Origin of the sequence: Paraburkholderia humisilvae (assembly GCF_902859855.1) — a bacterium.
GTDB classification, from domain to species: domain Bacteria; phylum Pseudomonadota; class Gammaproteobacteria; order Burkholderiales; family Burkholderiaceae; genus Paraburkholderia; species Paraburkholderia humisilvae.
Genome location: NZ_CADIKH010000213.1, coordinates 1 through 3423, shown reverse-complemented (window position 1 = coordinate 3423; position 3423 = coordinate 1). Strand labels below are relative to the sequence as shown.

The window sequence follows — 3423 nt, the reverse complement described above, 5'->3', positions numbered from 1 at the left end:
GTGGAGAGATCGTGCAGCAAGGCGAACCCGCCTGGTTTGAGCATGCCTTGACTGCACATAACAGGTCAGAGTCTACGCAGCCAGCCAACCAGGTCAGCGCCGTTCCAGATGAATGCGCCACCTCGTGGAGGCGCGAGGATTTCTGGAAACACCTGCGCGAGTGCCTGACGTTTGAGATCGATATCGGCACGCGCATAGCGCATCGTGGTATTCAGGCTCGCGTGGCCGAGCCACTGGCTGATAGTCGCGAAGTCTACGCCGGCCTTCAGCAACTGAATCGCAGTGGTATGCCTAAGCGAATGCGGGCGGACGTCCTTGTGCGCAAGGGTTGGGTTCCGGGTGCTCGCGATGAGCATGTATTTGCGCAGCAGATAGCGCACGCCAAATCGGCTCATCTGAGTGCCGCGGCAATTAACGAAGACCGGCAGTTCGGCCGAGCCTTGAGCGACCAGGGGACGAGTGCGAATGAGTCCGTGCAGAAGCTGCGCGGTGCGCGGCCAGATCGGACACACTCTCACCTTGTTGCCCTTGCCATGCAGCCGGACCTGCGGCGGTGGGTCGAGCCGCAGGTCACAGATCCTCAAATTGAAGATCTCCTGCACACGAGCTCCGGTGTTGAGCATCAGTGCAAACAGTGCAAAGTCGCGTTGCCCCGCTGCACGGCTCTGGTCGATGGTGGTCAGCAGTGTATCGATCTCAGCCGTTTCCAGATATTCGATCGGTGCCTCCCGCGCTCCCCGCTTAAAAGGTATCCCGAGTACCTGCTGAAACGGTGCCAGATGTTCGGGATGCTCGGCAATCACGAAACGCGCAAATGCATGAATGGCGGCGAGCCGGGCGTTGCGCGTCGCGATGCTGTTGCCGCGCTCGGACTCAAGGAATTTGAGGAATCGCTTTACGTGATCGGAATTGAGATCGCTCAGATCCAGGGCTTCGATGGGGCGCCGGCTCTCGCGCGCGGTGAATTGCAGCAGCAAGACGACGGCATCCCGGTAGCTCCGTATCGTGTGCACGCTGACGCCGCGCAGTGTGGGCAGATAGTCCTGGAAGAAGCGCAGCAGACATTGGCCGAGCTCTGTCGGTTTGCGCGGTTTCATGGCTTCCCCCCGCCGGGCACGTGGCCCAGATGCTTCTCGAAGCGTTCACTCGCGAGCGCTGCGATCGTCGGAACGAATGGAAGGTAGTATGCCGTCGATACGATCGAGACATGCCCCATGTAGATGGCCAGTTTCGGGAGATTCGACTGTACGTCTGCGCCTTCCTGATACCACCGGATCAAAGCCTGGACTGCAAAGCTATGCCGCAAGTCGTGAATTCGCGGGCATCGTCCCTCGGCATCGCGAACGTCAGCAAGCTCGAAGAGTGCGTGTATGGGACGGCTGATTCCCGTGCCGGTGTATCCACGTAGACCTCGGGTCGTATTGCACAACAGTGGCGTTTCCGGGCCTGTGCCGAGCGAAGCGGTGAGGCGCTTGCGTAGGTAAAGCCGAAGCTCGCGTGCGGCATCGGTTGATAGCGGCACCAGCCGACTCTTGTGGAACTTCGACTCCCGAATCTGCAACACCCCCGACGTCGGTTCAACGTCTTGTAGCGTCAGGCGCAGCAGTTCGCCGCGCCGCAACCCGGCCGTATACAGAAGCACAATGGCGATGCGCGTCACAGCGGGTAGTAGCGGTGAGCCCAGCGTCGGCGTCAGGTGCGTGGCCGCGACCAGCATTCGTGCCACCTGATCCGGCTGCACAATGACCGGGCGGATGTACGGACAGGGTCGCGCGAAGTACAGCGGATTGGGCACGAAACACCCGTGCCCGGCACGCTGTCTGAACAGGCAGAACTTGTGCACCATCAGTTGTCTGGCGCGACGCGTATTCGTTCCCAGATGGTGCATGGTATCGCACCATCGATCGAAGCTGGCTTGATCAGGCTCCCGAAGTGAGGACTGCGCGAGCCAGTGGCACATCGACAGCAGGATTCGTTCTTCGTTGCGGTAGCCACGACCGAGGGCGCGTTGATGGGCGACGTAGTCTGCGACCGCAGACTCCATGGCAAACATTGACGTGGAGATGCTCATGGCAGCCTCCGCGAATTCGGGAGCGTGGGAACCTGCAACGCGACGCAACGTAACATGGCAATGTCCAGTCGCAGGTAGACGCACGTGCTCTCGAGGCTGCGATGTCCCAGGATATCGCCAATGGCCTTCGTACCCACGCCTCGATCCAGAAGACGCATCGCAAACGCGTGCCGCAGCGCATATGAGGAGCTGTTCGTGATTGGCAAGCCACTCATCCTGGCGCGCTTGCAAAAGATGTCGGCCACGCCATAGTGGGTCAGTGGCCCAGCGGGGCTTCGTGCCCGTAGGAACAAAGCGGGGCAATCACTTCCAGAGCGGCCACACCGGAGATAGCGCCGTAGCAGATTTATGGTCCTGTCCGCCAATGGCAATACCATGACCGAACGGGTCTTGCGCTGCTGAACGTGAAGCGTGCGCGATTCCCAGTTGATGGAACTCAGCGTGAGTGCGGCGACTTCTGATGCTCGTAGACCGTAGTACGCCATCAAATGGAGGACTGCGTGGTCCCGCCAGCCGGTGCGGCTGTGACGGTCCACCGGATTAACCAGCTTCGGCACCAGCTTCCAGTCGAGTGCACGCGGGGGCAACTCGGCACGGTAAGTCCGTGGCGTGTCAATGCAATGCAGTCCGGGCGTGATATCGCCACGATCTTCGCAATAGCGCAAGAACGCCCTCAGATGCGCAATGACGTGCTGCAGCGTTTGACGGGTAACCTCCCCGCTCTTGAGCCGGATGTAATTCTCGACGTCCGTAGCGCTCAATGTCCGCAGCGTTCGATCGGGTAACGCCGCCCGACCCAGGAAGTCCCTGAGAGTCGAGTCATGCTGAGCAGCGGTCGAGACGGCGAACCCACGTAGCTCGCGAAGGTATTGCAGATAGTGACCGCGCAGGACTCCGAACGGGTCGTCCGGCTCAGCCCGAATCAATCTGCCTCGCGAAGACAGAAAGCGCCCGAATGCCCGCTGTGTGCCTCGATATGGCGCCGGAAAGCGCGATGACGTAAATGCCGTGTATAGATGTTCGGCGGCAAACTTCCCGCCGGGCTCGGCGCCATCCATCCGTTCAAGTGTTTGCTTTGCCCGAAACAAATGATCGCAGGTACTGGTACGAGAATATCCGCTCCGACGCAGCCAGGCAGCGAAGCCCTCAAGATCGGCGGCGAACCGGGACCCCTCATAGCGGTGATGTTCCTTCGGAAACAATTCCTGAAGCATGGTGCCCTCCGGATACGGTGATCGGAGGAACTACGCTACTCCCACGACGAAGTTATGTTGACGAACTCCTGACGCAACCAAGCGCCGAAGCACCGCCCAGAGGAAACTCCACATAACCGCGCGCTGCACATAAGTCAA

3 protein-coding genes are annotated in these 3423 nt (G+C 60.2%); all 3 read right to left on the bottom strand.

What is annotated here, in order from left to right; genetic code table 11:
- Positions 1-65 precede the first annotated feature (65 nt).
- Genes HV796_RS40930 through HV796_RS40920 form a run of 3 tightly spaced genes read right to left on the bottom strand, consistent with a single transcriptional unit; the run spans position 66 to position 3285 of the window.
- Positions 66-1097 (bottom strand): tyrosine-type recombinase/integrase, encoded by a 1032-nt coding sequence (locus HV796_RS40930; RefSeq protein WP_175233377.1) that lies wholly within the window; start codon positions 1095-1097, stop codon positions 66-68.
- A complete protein-coding gene (locus HV796_RS40925) occupies positions 1094-2071 on the bottom strand; it encodes a tyrosine-type recombinase/integrase (protein WP_175233376.1) in 978 nt (325 codons plus the stop codon). Before HV796_RS40925 ends, HV796_RS40930 begins: the two co-directional genes overlap by 4 nt.
- Positions 2068-3285, bottom strand: coding sequence for a tyrosine-type recombinase/integrase (locus HV796_RS40920; RefSeq protein WP_175233375.1), 1218 nt, complete (start codon positions 3283-3285; stop codon positions 2068-2070). The genes HV796_RS40925 and HV796_RS40920 overlap by 4 nt, the downstream gene beginning before the upstream one ends.
- Between the last annotated feature and the right edge of the window lie 138 nt (positions 3286-3423).